General features: G+C 59.1%; 12 protein-coding genes. 6 read left to right on the top strand and 6 right to left on the bottom strand.

Going from position 1 to position 13,216, the window contains the following annotated elements; genetic code table 11:
• Positions 1-94: 94 nt before the first annotated feature.
• Together rpsG and rpsL are read right to left on the bottom strand one after the other, a co-directional pair.
• Positions 95-565, bottom strand: coding sequence for a 30S ribosomal protein S7 (gene rpsG / locus HNQ99_RS00960; RefSeq protein ID WP_184473765.1), 471 nt, complete (start codon positions 563-565; stop codon positions 95-97).
• 59 nt (positions 566-624) lie between these two features.
• A complete protein-coding gene (rpsL, locus tag HNQ99_RS00955) occupies positions 625-996 on the bottom strand; it encodes a 30S ribosomal protein S12 (protein WP_106639566.1) in 372 nt (123 codons plus the stop codon).
• A 733-nt stretch (positions 997-1,729) separates the two neighbouring features.
• Here rpsL and HNQ99_RS00950 point away from each other — a divergent pair.
• On the top strand, positions 1,730-2,809 hold the full coding sequence (locus HNQ99_RS00950; RefSeq protein ID WP_246414319.1) for a M23 family metallopeptidase: 1,080 nt from the start codon (positions 1,730-1,732) through the stop codon (positions 2,807-2,809).
• Positions 2,736-3,164, top strand: a complete 429-nt coding sequence (locus HNQ99_RS00945) for a bactofilin family protein (RefSeq protein WP_184473764.1) — start codon at positions 2,736-2,738, stop codon at positions 3,162-3,164. Before HNQ99_RS00950 ends, HNQ99_RS00945 begins: the two co-directional genes overlap by 74 nt.
• A gap of 14 nt (positions 3,165-3,178) precedes the next feature.
• Here the strand turns inward: HNQ99_RS00945 and HNQ99_RS00940 are convergent, their stop codons facing one another.
• Together HNQ99_RS00940 and HNQ99_RS00935 are read right to left on the bottom strand one after the other, a co-directional pair.
• The gene (locus tag HNQ99_RS00940; RefSeq protein WP_322790286.1) at positions 3,179-3,604 is read right to left on the bottom strand and encodes a DUF805 domain-containing protein; all 426 of its coding nucleotides are present in this window, start codon (positions 3,602-3,604) and stop codon (positions 3,179-3,181) included.
• 18 nt (positions 3,605-3,622) lie between these two features.
• Positions 3,623-5,131: a YifB family Mg chelatase-like AAA ATPase gene (locus tag HNQ99_RS00935; protein WP_184473763.1), complete on the bottom strand. Its 1,509-nt coding sequence runs from the start codon at positions 5,129-5,131 to the stop codon at positions 3,623-3,625.
• 208 nt (positions 5,132-5,339) lie between these two features.
• On the opposite strand from HNQ99_RS00935, the gene rsmD reads away from it, so the two are divergent.
• The gene (gene rsmD, locus HNQ99_RS00930; RefSeq protein ID WP_184473762.1) at positions 5,340-5,879 is read left to right on the top strand and encodes a 16S rRNA (guanine(966)-N(2))-methyltransferase RsmD; all 540 of its coding nucleotides are present in this window, start codon (positions 5,340-5,342) and stop codon (positions 5,877-5,879) included.
• Here rsmD and HNQ99_RS00925 read toward each other — a convergent pair.
• Positions 5,876-6,412, bottom strand: a complete 537-nt coding sequence (locus HNQ99_RS00925; RefSeq protein WP_184473761.1) for a Fe-S oxidoreductase — start codon at positions 6,410-6,412, stop codon at positions 5,876-5,878. The two genes, rsmD and HNQ99_RS00925, sit on opposite strands and share 4 nt — an antisense overlap.
• 170 nt (positions 6,413-6,582) lie before the next feature.
• Between HNQ99_RS00925 and HNQ99_RS00920 the strand changes: the two genes are divergently transcribed.
• A complete protein-coding gene (locus HNQ99_RS00920; protein ID WP_184473760.1) occupies positions 6,583-8,859 on the top strand; it encodes an ATP-dependent helicase in 2,277 nt (758 codons plus the stop codon).
• 75 nt (positions 8,860-8,934) lie between these two features.
• Here the strand turns inward: HNQ99_RS00920 and HNQ99_RS00915 are convergent, their stop codons facing one another.
• The gene (locus HNQ99_RS00915; protein ID WP_184473759.1) at positions 8,935-10,683 is read right to left on the bottom strand and encodes a DUF885 domain-containing protein; all 1,749 of its coding nucleotides are present in this window, start codon (positions 10,681-10,683) and stop codon (positions 8,935-8,937) included.
• Positions 10,684-10,850: 167 nt separating this feature from the next.
• Between HNQ99_RS00915 and HNQ99_RS00910 the strand changes: the two genes are divergently transcribed.
• On the top strand, positions 10,851-12,140 hold the full coding sequence (locus HNQ99_RS00910) for an MFS transporter (RefSeq protein WP_184473758.1): 1,290 nt from the start codon (positions 10,851-10,853) through the stop codon (positions 12,138-12,140).
• On the top strand, positions 12,137-13,054 hold the full coding sequence (gene cysK / locus HNQ99_RS00905; RefSeq protein ID WP_184473757.1) for a cysteine synthase A: 918 nt from the start codon (positions 12,137-12,139) through the stop codon (positions 13,052-13,054). Before HNQ99_RS00910 ends, cysK begins: the two co-directional genes overlap by 4 nt.
• The last annotated feature ends 162 nt before the right edge of the window (positions 13,055-13,216 follow it).

Genomic DNA, 13,216 nt, shown 5'->3' with positions numbered 1-13,216 from the left:
CTATACTCCATGTGCCGGCGAAACCGGCGCGTTCGTTAAACGGTGCGAGGATCACCCTGGTCCCGCACTTGGGCGGGACCATGGTGATCGAATATTACCAGCGATAGTGCGAGAATGCACGGTTCGCTTCGGCCATGCGGTGGGTGTCTTCCCGCTTCTTGACCGCGTTGCCGCGATTATTCGCCGCATCGAGAAGCTCACCCGAGAGGCGGGCGGCCATGGTGGTTTCGCTGCGCGCGCGGGCGGCGGTGATCAGCCAACGAATGGCGAGCGCCTGGGCGCGGTCGGGACGAACCTCGACCGGGACCTGATAAGTCGCACCGCCAACACGGCGGCTGCGAACTTCGATGCCCGGCTTCACATTGTTGAGAGCATCGTGGAAAAGCTGGATTGGATCCTTCTTCGCCTTGGCCTCGACCACGTCGAGAGCGCCATAAACGATGGATTCAGCAACCGATTTCTTTCCGTCCAGCATGACGCTGTTCATGAATTTCGAAAGCACCTGATCTCCAAATTTGGGATCAGGCAGGATAACCCGCTTTTCGGGACGACGACGACGTGACATGTCTAATTCCTTATAACCTGTACCCCGGTCTGCGCCGGGATGACCTGAGCGGACTCAGATCACTTCGGACGCTTGGCGCCGTATTTGGAGCGGCTCTGCTTACGGTCCTTGACGCCCTGGGTGTCAAGCACGCCGCGCAGCACATGGTAACGCACACCGGGAAGGTCGCGTACGCGGCCGCCACGTATGAGGACCACGCTGTGCTCCTGCAGGTTATGGCCTTCGCCCGGAATATAGCTGATCACTTCGCGCTGGTTGGTCAGGCGAACCTTCGCCACCTTGCGCAGAGCCGAGTTCGGCTTTTTCGGGGTCGTGGTATAGACACGGGTGCAAACGCCGCGCTTTTGCGGGTTCGCCTCCATCGCGGGAACTTTCGAGCGCGCCTTTTGCGGCTCGCGACCCTTTCGGATCAGCTGGTTAATCGTCGGCATGAAGCCCTTCACCTTTGTCTAGTTACTTTACCGGCGGACGCGCGTTTCCGTGGGATTGTCCCAATAGAAAAAGCCCCGGCGGTCATATGACCCCCCAGGCCCGCACACGCACCCGGCAATGTTCAAGCTCAAAAAATCCGCCCTGAGGCGGCCTGAAGGGAAATCATTCCCAGCCAGAGAGCCGCAAAGCAGGCGCGCCCTATAACTATTCAGGCAATCATGGTCAATGGGCCCAAACCGAGTTTCCGTCGCTCCGGCGCGCCAAGATTTTTAACGCCGGACAAGGCGTACCGGCGGAATACGGAAACTACGTACAGACGCAAATTCGCACAATGCTTAATATAGAGCAGCGATCTGAAGGGCGCTTGGTCTGCGGTATAACGGAGCCCGCGGCGAAGAAGCCCTTCAACTGCGACCCCCCGGCGGAAGCCCCCTTTTTCCGCCGGGGATTTTTTCTGATTCGCCTTTCTGACCAAGCGGATGTTTGTCCAGATCGGCGGAACAAAATCGCCAAAATCTCATTTCACCCTGCCAATCGTCCGACTCGTCATGACTCTTGTGTGACGGATTCGCGACTCTTCAGCCCCTTTGCTACGGGCCGAGTCGGCAAAAAAAACTAGCGGGTTGGCAAGTGTCGAAAAGCGATGTCCGCATCGCCAGTCTTGTGACTGGTGTGTGGCGGTTATTTCCTGAGCGGGAAATTTTTCTCAGGTCCGGGGGAACTGTAAGGTTCTTGAAGGTCAGCAGTCGGCTGCAAATGCTGTTTGCCGGATTACTCGCGCTGACCCTTATATTAGCGGCGGTCGCCACGATATTTCTTGCTATTACCAAATATGACATTGCGCGCGACAGGGCCGCTCTAGCAAGGCAGCAAGCCGCTATCGCCAGTTCTGCACGCAATGTGACCAGTTACCGCGCCTCGGTAAAAGAGGTCGCCGCCGAGCTGGAACAGCGGCAGGAAAATCTTGAGGGCCTGGTCAAAAGCCATTTCGGCGAGGATCCTGTGGCCCGAAAAATTATCGGAGCCAAAGAGGGCAAGGCAGGTTCAAAAACCAGCAGAATCAGCGCAGCCATTCCCGAGGCGCACGAGTTGCGCCGCATCGAGGAGCAGCAGATCGCGTTTGCAAGCCAGCTTGGGGATGCAGTGGCGCGCCGTGCGGAAAAGCTGGAATTTGCTATTCGCAGTTTTGGCCTCAAACCTCCCAGGCTTATACGTCAATCGCGCTCCGCGCAGGGGGGGCCTTTCATTCCCGTAAAAGGCGATAGTGGCGATATCAGCGAAGAATTTGCAGACCTTAGCAAAGCTTTGCAAAGGCTCGACATCCTTGAAAATACTATGCTTGCCATTCCTTCAGGCAAACCGACTAATATCGTGATGCTGAGCAGCGGCTTTGGCCGCCGAAGCGATCCCTTTAATGGTCATGCGGCCTTTCACGCGGGACTTGATTTTCGTGGATCCTATGGTCAACCGATCCTAGCCGCAGCCAATGGCCGCGTAACCTATGTCGGCCAGCGTTCGGGCTACGGCAATGTGGTGGAAGTTACCCATGGCCACGGCATGATGACCCGCTATGCCCATCTTTCCGGCTTCAACACCAAGACGGGCCAAAAGGTGCATCGCGGCGAACAGATCGCCCGGATGGGTTCAACGGGCCGTTCCACCGGGACACATCTGCATTTCGAAGTCAGAATGAACGGCCAGCCAATTAACCCCCGCCGTTTCCTGGAGGCCAAAGCCGATGTTCTCGAAGTCCAGAAAATTGCCCTTCAGCGCGTCGGCTCCCAAGATAACGATCGCGGCAACCGGGGCTAGGAATACGCCCTTCTCCATCATTGGCAGCGATATCGTCATTACCGGCAATATTCGCGCGTCGGTGGACCTGCATGTCGACGGCAAAATCGAAGGGGACCTGAGTTGCGCCAATCTGGTTCAAGGCGCCGATAGCGAAATCCGGGGTTGCATCATGGCGGAGACCGCCCGGCTTGCAGGACTCGTGGACGGCTCTATCACGGCAAAGGACCTTTTCATCGAGCACACCGCCCGTATCACTGGCGATATTGTCTATGAAAACATCACCATTGAGCCGGGCGGCCAAGTGGTTGGTCAGTTCCGCCATCGGGGAAATATACAGTCCAGCGAGCTGAAGCTGATCACCAGCGATGTGTGATCCGCGCAGAAATGCTAAGCAGCTTCCCCCTTATCGAAGGGATCGGGGCCAAATCGATTGGGACCGCGGGTCCCTCCCATCACCAGGAAGATCAATAATATCAGTCCGCCGATAAAGGGTATGAAGCCCAGCAGCAGGTACCAGCCAGACCGATCGGTATCATGCAGCCGACGAACGGCGACGGCGAGGTAGGGAACAAGCATCGCCAGCAGGAACAGGCCCGTCAGCGGCCCTGCGCTATTCCGGAAACCCGCCGATGCGCTCCATCCTTCCCGAAAAGCCCAGCGTTCACTCGTGTTGAGCCCAAGCGCCGCTTCGACAAAGCTCAGCAGGACTATGCAAATGATCAGGAAAAGGAAAAACATCCAGAATTCCTTCGGCCGGGCGCGGCCGGAAAACTGGGTGTAGCGCTTCAGCGGCAACAGCATCCATTCCATCATTTGCCTCCTTCTTCACAATCAGTTTCTTGGAACCTGCCGTCGATAGCTCAACGCCTCCGCCACATGAACGCGCCCTACCCTTTCGGCGCCCGCCAGATCAGCGACCGTGCGTGCGACGCGAAGCACCCTGCTATAGCCTCGCGCGGAAAGCCGCATAGCCTCTGCCGCTTGTGCCAGAAGCTGACGCCCAGCGTCGTCGGGACCAGCCACTTCCTCCAGCAGGTCGCCGTCGACCTCGGCATTGGTGCGTACGCTATAGCCACTGTAACGGGCCGTCTGACGTGCACGGGCTTCAGCCACTCGCGTTGCGACTTGTGCCGAGCCTTCAGTTGGAGGCGGAAGAACCAGATCCGCGGCTGTGACCGCGTTGACGTCGACATGAAGGTCGATCCGGTCAAGCAACGGGCCCGACACTTTCGCCTGATAGTCGGCGGCGCAGCGTGGGGCCCTGGAACAGGCAAGGCCGGGGTCGCCCAGATGACCGCATTTGCACGGGTTCATCGCCGCAATCAATTGCACCCTTGCGGGAAAAGTCACATGTGCGTTGGCGCGGGCCACGCTGACTTCACCGGTTTCAAGCGGCTGCCGCAGGCTATCGAGGACTACGCGCTGGAACTCAGGCAACTCGTCGAGAAACAGCACGCCCAGATGCGCAAGGCTTACCTCGCCCGGTTTGACCTTGAGGCCGCCGCCGACGAGCGCTGCCATGGAAGCACTGTGGTGGGGAGAGCGATAAGGCCGCGCCCGGCTCATCTTGCCGTCCTGGAGCGTTCCCGCAACGGAAGCGACCATCGACACTTCCAGCGCCTCAGCGGGCGTCAGATCCGGAAGAATACCGGGGAGGCAACTGGCCATCAGCGACTTCCCCGCGCCCGGCGGGCCGACCATCAGCAGATTGTGACCTCCAGCCGCCGCAATCTCCAACGCCCGCTTGGCGCTTTCCTGCCCCTTTACCTGTTTGAGGTCGGCACCTCGCACAAGTGCTTCGGCTTCTCCAGGCAATGGCGGCGTCAGCTGCGAACTGCCCTTGAAATGATTTAAAAGGCTGATGATGTCAGGCGCAGCAATCACTTCCACATTCCCGGCCCAGGCCGCTTCTGCGCCCTGTGATGCGGGGCAGATCAGGCCGAGTTGCCGCTCGCTGGCTTGCAATGCGGCGAGCAGGACGCCCGGCGATGGCGCAACGCGCCCATCCAGGCCAAGCTCGCCTACGACCAAATAGCTCGCAAGCGTTTCGGCATCGATAACACCTATCGCGCCCAGCAGCGCCAAGGCGATAGGAAGGTCATAGTGAGAGCCCTCTTTCGGCAAATCGGCAGGCGATAAGTTCACGGTGATCCGCTTGGGAGGAAGGGACAATCCTATGGCGGACATGGCGGCACGCACCCGCTCGCGGCTTTCGGCCACCGCCTTGTCGGGAAGACCCACAACGACAAAGCCCGGCACGCCGGCCGCCACTTGGCATTGAACCTCTACCCCGCGCGCCTCCAGACCCAGATAGGCAACTGTCGAAACCGTCGCGACCAAGCGTTTCCCCCTTGAAATTCAATACTGTTCGACTTCTGTTCTTGCCGGACCCGAAACGAAGAGTCGAGAATATTCTCGATCACTCGGAGCGCATAAAGCTTGCGTGCGGGTGTGCGCTTGGGTTTTACCGCATCCCTGCCTGCTCCCACTATCGCGGTGAAGCGGCATCCCCTATGCGCGAGCGCGAACAGGACAGGGGACAGTTCCTATGAGAATCATTGCAGGACAATGGCGCGGTCGCCTTCTCGACGCACCCAAAGGTGTGAGCACTCGTCCTACGGCCGACCGAGCGCGCGAGGCGCTCTTCTCCATGCTTGCCAGTCGGCTTGGCAGCTTTGAAGGCCTTGCAGTGGCAGACCTGTTCGCCGGCTCGGGCGCTTTGGGGTTAGAGGCCCTCTCCCGGGGTGCGGCGAGCTGCATCTTCGTTGAGCAAGACCATGCGGCAATCAGTGCGCTCCGGGCCAACGCAGAGCGGTTTGGAATACGTCCCGATGTAAAAGCGACCTCGGTCCTTGCCCTCGGACAAGCGCCTGCGCCGCTCGACCTCATCATGATGGACCCGCCCTATGGCACCGGCGCCGGCGCGGTGGCGATCGACAAGCTGAACCGCCAAGGTTGGGTTGGCCCCGCCACTTGGATCAGCGTGGAGACCGACCGCAAGGAAAGCCTTGCCGTCAAAGGCTTCACCGTTGAAACTGTCCGCGACTGCGGCAAGGCCCGGCTGCACTTGCTCCGCTTGTCCGATTAACGGCGGCGCTTCTTACTTCTCGGCGCCTCACCAGGATTCATGCAACTGTCCTGAATGGTCTTGGAACAGAGCGGATAATCCTTCTTGGGCGCTGGTGGAGGCGTCACGTTGCCGCCCACTACCGCAGGATTGGCTGCCGTGCCGACCGGCGCGTTGGGATCCGGAGCCGCACCGGATGGAGCAGGCGTCATGCCTCCCGCTTCAGGAGGTACGGGAGCCGGAACAGCCTGCGCATTGGGATCGGCAGAAGGAATAGCCGTCGTGCCGTCGGGGGATGTAGTTCCTGCTGGAGGAGTGGGTGTTCCCTGTGGCGGGGGAGCAGGCGCGGTGCTGTCGGGCGCTGGCGTGGGTGTTCCGCCCGGTTGCGTGGTAGGCGTTTGGGTGGAACTATCAGGCGGCGGCATTCCTGCAGGAGGGGCGGTCGAAGGCCCTGGCTGAGGCATGGTGTCGGGCTGCTGCGGAGGTACGTCCTGTCCCATCGCAGTCCCACAGATCAATAGAGCGGCGGCGCTTATGGAAATAATTCTGATCATATCGTCTCTCCGGGAACGCTCCCCGCGCATTCACGAAGGTCAATATTTTCTACACGCCCCTTGGTTCCCGACGATCGTTTCAGACCCGGTGAACCGTTGCTGAGTTCCGGCATGCCGTTAGGGTGCAAGAAGGCTTGCCCCCGCACCTACTGTTCCCTAACTGTTCACCCGTGACTCAGCCCATCCCCTTCCCTGATGATCCGCCTTATCTCAAAGGGCTCAACCCGCCGCAACGGGAGGCGGTGCTTACTACGGACGGGCCGGTACTGGTCCTTGCCGGCGCGGGAACCGGGAAGACCGCTGCGCTGACGGCTCGCCTTGCCCATCTGATCGCCATCCGCAGGGCTTGGCCATCCGAAATCCTCGCCGTGACCTTCACCAACAAGGCGGCGCGGGAGATGAAGGAGCGCGTCGGCCGCATTATCGGAGAGGCGGTGGAGGGCATGCCGTGGCTTGGCACCTTCCATGCGATCGGAGCCAAGATGTTACGTCGGCACGCCGAACTGGTGGGCCTGCAAAGCAACTTCACCATCCTTGACACTGACGACCAGCTTCGCCTTTTGAAGCAGATCATCCAAGCAGCCGGAATTGACGAGAAACGCTGGCCCGCCAGACAACTGGGCGGTCTTATCGACAAATGGAAGAACAAGGGCCTGACCCCGTCTGACCTTGATGCAGGCGAGAGCGAAACCTATTCCAGCGGTCGCGGACAGGAAATGTATCGCCTCTATCAGGAGCGGCTACAGGCGCTGAATGCCTGTGATTTCGGCGATTTGCTGCTCCACATGCTGACGATCCTGAAGCGGGAGCGCGACGTGCTGGAACTCTACCAGCAGCGGTTCAAATATATATTGGTTGACGAATATCAGGACACCAATGCCGTTCAATATCTCTGGCTGAGACTGCTGGCGCAGGCACGCAAGAACATTTGTTGCGTCGGCGACGATGACCAGAGCATATATAGCTGGCGCGGCGCGGAGGTGGCCAATATCCTGAAGTTCGAAAAGGACTTTCCGGGCGCAAAGGTGATCCGCCTGGAACAGAATTACCGTTCGACGCCGCATATTCTGGCCGCGGCCAGCGGAGTAATCGCCGAAAATGGCGGGCGTCTGGGCAAAACGCTGTGGACGGAGGAAAAGGAAGGGGAGAAAGTCCGGATTTTGGGGGTCTGGGATGGCCCCGAAGAAGCGCGGCGTGTCGCCGATGAGATCGAATTTCATCAACGCGGCGGCGGTTCCCTTGACGAAGTTGCCATTCTTGTGCGCGCGCAGTTCCAGACACGCGAATTTGAAGACCGGTTCATCCAGATCGGCCTTCCGTACAAGATCATCGGCGGCTTCCGCTTCTATGAGCGGGCCGAGGTTCGCGATGCGCTGGCCTATCTGCGCCTCGTCAATCAGCCCGCCGACGACCTTGCCTTTGAAAGGATCGTCAACGTCCCCAAGCGGGGTCTTGGGGATAAGGCGCTGGAAAAAATCTATCGAGTGGCCAGGTCAGAGCAGGCGCCGCTTACCCTGGCGGCCGCGCGCATATTGGACACCGACGAACTGACTCCCCAGGCCCGCCGCAGCCTTGGCAGTTTCATAGGTGACATCGCCCGATGGCGAGATCAGGCCTCCGCCCTGCCCCATGCGGAACTTGCGCGCATCATTCTCGATGAAAGCGGCTATACGGCCATGCTGCAGGCCGACCGCTCCGCCGAGAGCGCCGGACGGCTCGAAAACCTTAATGAACTAACGCGCGCCATGGAGGAATATGAAACCCTGGGCGCCTTTTTGGAACATGTCAGTCTGGTCATGGACAATGACGCTCTGGCGACCGACCGCAAGGTTACGATCATGACCATCCATGCAGCCAAAGGCCTTGAATTCGAACAAATTTTCCTTGCGGGATGGGAAGAGGGCGTGTTTCCTTCGCAACGGACGCTCGACGAGGGCGGGCTCAATGCCCTGGAGGAAGAGCGCAGGCTTGCCTATGTCGCAATGACTCGCGCGCGCAGGCAGTGCACGATCCTGCACGCGGCCAATCGCCGCATCTATGGCCAGTGGACCAGTTCCATTCCTTCCCGCTTTATCGGCGAAATTCCCCGAGCGCACATGACAGAGGAAAGCAGTATGTCGGGCGGCGAGTCTCTCTGGCGCGCCAACTGGTCGGAGCGGGCCGATCCCTTTGCCAATGTCAATCGAGGCACCGGCCGTGGTCCAGGATGGCAACGCGCCGCACAATCAGGCGGCTTCAAAACCGAGCCCGCACGCATCGTAGAAGCCCGTCAGTCCGCCATCAGCCTGGGCAACAAGGGCCGCTCCGATATGAAAGTGGGCCTACGCGTGTTCCACACCAAATTCGGCTATGGAACCATCGCCGAAATCGAGGGCAACAAGCTGGAGATCGACTTCGAGCTGTCAGGCCGCAAGCGCGTGATGGACAGCTTCGTCACCATCGCATGAGCGGATGTGGCGTGGCGTGGCGTGGCGTGGCGTGGCGTGGCGCATTGCTTACGCTGAACGGCGGTCCTTGCAAATCTAGAAAACTGCCTTTGCTTCGCCGCCCATCATCTGCTGGCGCACCAGTGGAATAGGTGGGCCGCCATAGCTGAGAAATGCGTCGTGAAATTGTTTCCATGCCTTGCGCCCGCCTCTCTTCGCGGTCCAATCGTCGCGTAGCTTGCGGATCATGAGCTTGCCCATTGTGTAGTTGAGATAAGCCGGATCATAGGTCCCTCGCGCGGCCTGTTGCCGGGCATTGCCTTCGTCCTGATAGCATTGCTCGACGAACATCTTGCGTGACTGGTCCATTGTCATGCCGCGCGCATGCAGGCCGATGGCCGAAAGAAAGCGGCAATCCCGCAACAGGGCATTTGAAAGCTGGCCGATATGGGTTTCGGCGTCACCCTCATTCAAACCAGCGTCCCACATCATCTCCTCAGCATAATGCGCCCAGCCTTCTGCGAAGGCATAGCCGACAAACACCTTGCCGAAGATGAATTTGGAACGGTTGCTGTGCAGGAAATTGAGAAAATGACCGGGCCAGACCTCATGCACGGACGTAAAGAGCAGATCCTTCTCGCCGGGGATATAGGCATCCTGCACCGCTTTGGTCCAGGCGGGATCAGGGGGCGAGATATAGTAGACCGAGGGAAGGCCTTTCTCATAGGGTCCCGGAATGTCGATATAGGCGGCGTTCTGCCGATTATAGGGCGGAGATTCCTCGACTTGCGCCACTTCCGTTCCTGGGATCGACACGATGTCTTTCTGCACCAGAAAAGCCCTCAGCGTCGGCAGTTGCCTCCGCGCAACGGCAACCACGCCGCCTTCCGGCTTGTCCGCATTCATTTTGGCCATGCACTCCGGGATCGACTTACCCGGGGAATAGTCCGCACAAGCCGCTTTGAGTGCGTCCTGGTTGCGCTTGAGATCGGCCCGGCCGACTTTTTCAAGCTCGGAGAGCGGGACATTCACGCCTTCCGTCATCGCCAACATTTGGGCCATGCGTTCCGGACCCAGTGCGAAGTCTTGCATCGCATCTTTACGCTGCTTGTCCAGCCACTCGGCCAGCGCCTTCATGGCCTTTGACGCAGAGCCAGCCGCTTCGTCGAACTCCTTTTGAAGAGCCGCGTCCTTCACGTCCGCAAAAGCCGCCTTGGCATCGCCCGTGAAATATTCAGCCAATCCACCGAAACCCGCCTTGCCATAATCAATATAGCTTAGCGGCAGCGGCGTCCGCAGATTCACCCTGATTTGATCGGCTGCGCGAGGGATGTTCCGTGCAAAGCCGATGAAAGCCTTCATGCGAGTGGCCGGATCCGCATAAGGCCGGGCGATGTACACATTTGGATCCAGCCCATTGTTGATGTACCAGGCTGGGTTGGTGTGCGGAAAATCCGCCTCGGCCAGCCAAAAAAGCTGTGCCCGCGCCACGGCCAGTAGATAAGATCGTTCGAACTTTTGTTCCTTGCTGAGCTTTTTCGGATCGAACGCCTCTGCCTTGGCAATGGCCGTTCTAAGAAAGTCGCCCTGTGCCTCCAGGCCTTTGTGGCTCCAATCGGGCAATTGCCCATCAAACTCGTGCCGGCCCTGGTAAATGGCGAAACTGGGATTGAGTTTGAAATATCCTTCCAGGAACGAAGCGGAAAATTGCGGCCATTTCATTGGCGCGGGATCGACATGGGTCGCGTTCGCCGTGGCATTTTCATGGCTGGCGTTGTTCTGGCATGACGGCAGGACAGCGATCAGCGCCAGCGATGCAAACAAGGTGAATGACTTCGATTTCATGTGCATCCTTTCGCTCGACGCCATCATGGGTTTCGCCTTAACGCCAGCTGTACTCTAGAAATTTCAGCCGTTGCGGCAAGTGCAGGCCCCCGGCTTCCAGTTTTTTCTTTGCAGTCAAGAAATTTGCCCCCTTGCTGGACAAGGGCAGCAACCGCTAACGGAACCATATGAGCGAAGGGACCACAGATCATCCTATTAAAATTCCCGCGTTCCGGGCTTATCTGATCGGACGGTTGAGCGCAGTATTATCGCAATATGCAATGATGCTGGCGATCGGCTGGCAGGCGTATAACATCGCTCGCGAAACCATGAGCACTTCGGCAAGCGCCGCGCAGCTTGGCCTTATTGGTCTGGCCCAGTTCATGCCGCTATTTCTCCTGACCCCCCTCACAGGCTGGGTGGCCGACCATTATGATCGCCGGGTCGTGGCCCGCTGGTCGCTGTCACTGCTGATCATCTGTGCCGCCACCTTGGGAACGGCGACTTATGAGGGCTGGGTCAGCCTGCCGCTAATCTTCACCATCGCGGTATTTTTAGGCGTAGCACGCGCTTTCAATGGACCCGCGCTTTCCGCGCTGGCGCCTAACCTCGTCCCGCGAGCGACCCTGCCGCAGGCGATCGCGATCGGCAGTGTTGCCTGGCAGGCGGGTATGATCATAGGACCCGCCCTGGGCGGCTATACCTATGCCGTCGCTCCTGAGGCAGCCTACGGCTTTAGCGTTCTGCTTTTTATCATTGCCCTTTTCTGCATGTTTTTGATCGGAAAAGTGCCTCAGCCCGAACGAGACAGGAGCAGGCATCCTATCGCGCAAATGCTTGACGGGATCGCCTATGTACGGCGCAATCGACTGGTGTTCGCAGCCATCACGCTCGACCTGTTCGCGGTGCTACTCGCAGGGGCGACCGCGCTTCTACCAGTCTACGCCCGTGACATCCTGCATGTAGGCTCGACGGGCCTAGGTCATCTCGCCGCCGCACCCGCATTTGGCGCGGCAACTACAGCGCTGTGGTTTTCCTTTAAGCCGCTGAAATCAGATGTGGGCCTTAAAATGCTGGGTGCGGTAATCATCTTCGGGCTCGCTACCATCCTATTCGGCCTATCTACATGGGTTCCGCTTTCGCTCGCCTGCCTGGTGACGTTGGGCTGCGCGGACATGTTCTCCGTCTATGTCCGCCAGTCGTTGATCCAATTGCATACGCCCGACGAGATGCGCGGCCGTGTGGGAAGCGTTTCACAATTGACGATCTCTGCCTCCAACGAATTGGGCGAGGCCGAGTCCGGTTTTCTGGCGGCGCTGGTTGGCCCCGTCGCTGCCGTGGTTCTGGGCGGCCTGGGCGCCATAGCCATCACCCTTGCTTGGGCCAGGATTTTTCCCGAATTGAGACTTGCACGAACTTTCGATCCGCCCGAAACTGAAGCGGATCGAAGGCTCAAGGCCCAGGAGAGCACGACATGAAAGCTGCCAATATCCTCGAAACAATCGGCAATACACCGCATATTCGTGTCAATCGCCTGTTCGGTGATGCGGAAGTGTGGATCAAGTCCGAGCGGACAAATCCTGGGGGCTCCATCAAGGACCGCATCGCACTGTCGATGATAGAAGCTGCGGAACGGTCGGGGCAGCTAAAGCCTGGTGGAACCATCATAGAGCCGACCTCCGGCAATACCGGCGTAGGTCTAGCCATGGTCGCGGCTGTAAAGGGGTACAGACTGGTGCTCGTCATGCCGGAATCCATGTCGCTGGAACGCCGCCGCCTGATGCTGGCTTATGGCGCCACCTTTGACCTTACCCCCAAGGAAAAGGGCATGAAGGGCGCTATTGAGCGCGCCCTGCAGTTGATCGAGCAGACGCCCAACAGTTGGATGCCGCAGCAGTTCGAAAACCGCGCTAATGTCGATGCCCATATCGAAACCACGGCGAAGGAAATCCTTGCCGATTTCGGCGACGCGCCCATCGATGTGCTGATCACCGGGGTCGGCACTGGCGGCCACATTACCGGCTGTGCCGAGGTGCTGAAAAAGGCATGGCCTTCGTTGAAGGTGTTTGCCGTAGAACCGACGCTTTCGCCGGTGATCAGCGGCGGCGCACCCGGGCCGCACCCCATTCAGGGCATTGGCGCCGGCTTCATCCCGGCCAATCTCCACACTCGGCTTCTTGATGGAGTAATCCAGGTCGAGCCCGCCGAGGCCAAGGAAATGGCGCGACGGGCCGCCCGGGAAGAAGGCGTGCTTGTGGGCATCTCTTCCGGCGCCACCCTGGCCGCTATCGCGCAAAAACTTGCCGATCTTCCAAAGGGCAGTCGCATTCTGGGCTTTAATTATGATACGGGCGAACGCTATCTTTCGGTGCCAGATTTCCTGCCGGAATAGGATTCATCAGGCCAAAACTTAGTGCCCTAGCCAGGATGATTGCCTGAAGCCTACGCTTCGGAAAGGTGATCAGGCCTATCCGAAATCGCACTGGCATCATCATCCTGTCCGGGGCACGATCGGTCGCAGCAGGCTTGCGCGCGAATCCCGGGCGAATGTAGA

Source organism: Rhizorhapis suberifaciens (genome assembly GCF_014200045.1).
In the GTDB taxonomy this organism is placed as follows: Bacteria; Pseudomonadota; Alphaproteobacteria; order Sphingomonadales; family Sphingomonadaceae; genus Rhizorhapis; species Rhizorhapis suberifaciens.
Note: the sequence above shows the minus strand (reverse complement) of the source record. Positions and strands in the feature narration are given on the sequence as shown.

Excerpts from the sequence above, each read along its gene's own strand:
- HNQ99_RS00925 (WP_184473761.1), bottom strand. The coding sequence starts at position 6,412 with ATGATCAGAATTATTTCCATAAGCGCCGCCGCTCTATTGATCTGTGGG.
- HNQ99_RS00915 (WP_184473759.1), bottom strand. The coding sequence starts at position 10,683 with ATGAAATCGAAGTCATTCACCTTGTTTGCATCGCTGGCGCTGATCGCT.
- rpsG (WP_184473765.1), bottom strand. The coding sequence starts at position 565 with ATGTCACGTCGTCGTCGTCCCGAAAAGCGGGTTATCCTGCCTGATCCC.
- HNQ99_RS00940 (WP_322790286.1), bottom strand. The coding sequence starts at position 3,604 with ATGATGGAATGGATGCTGTTGCCGCTGAAGCGCTACACCCAGTTTTCC.
- rpsL (WP_106639566.1), bottom strand. The coding sequence starts at position 996 with ATGCCGACGATTAACCAGCTGATCCGAAAGGGTCGCGAGCCGCAAAAG.
- HNQ99_RS00945 (WP_184473764.1), top strand. The coding sequence starts at position 2,736 with ATGTTCTCGAAGTCCAGAAAATTGCCCTTCAGCGCGTCGGCTCCCAAG.
- rsmD (WP_184473762.1), top strand. The coding sequence starts at position 5,340 with ATGAGAATCATTGCAGGACAATGGCGCGGTCGCCTTCTCGACGCACCC.
- HNQ99_RS00910 (WP_184473758.1), top strand. The coding sequence starts at position 10,851 with ATGAGCGAAGGGACCACAGATCATCCTATTAAAATTCCCGCGTTCCGG.
- cysK (WP_184473757.1), top strand. The coding sequence starts at position 12,137 with ATGAAAGCTGCCAATATCCTCGAAACAATCGGCAATACACCGCATATT.